The organism is Planococcus sp. RAB007_Raresut (assembly GCF_057369535.1).
On the sequence record NZ_JBXYIF010000245.1, the window covers coordinates 1 to 241 of the forward strand.

Here is a 241-nt window from a genome sequence, read left to right on the forward strand (position 1 = left end):
ATTTGATAATCAAAGGATTGAAACAATTTTACAAGCGTTTGGTATCACGCGTTCGCTTAGTAAAAAAGGCTGTCCTAATGACAAAGCGGTAGCAGAATCCACTTATAAATCGGTCAAAATCGAATTGGTTTATCCAAAGCAATTTGAAACGTTGAAAGAATTGGAACTAGAGCTATTTGATTACGTACATTGGTGGAACCATCTTCGTTTGCATGGCACACTGGGGTATGAGACACCCATT

General features: G+C 38.2%; 1 protein-coding gene. It reads left to right on the forward strand.

Annotated elements, in window-relative coordinates; translation table 11 throughout:
- A partial coding sequence (locus tag AC2Q9J_RS18425) for an IS3 family transposase (RefSeq protein WP_499042177.1) occupies nucleotides 1–241 on the forward strand: 241 nt, incomplete at both ends.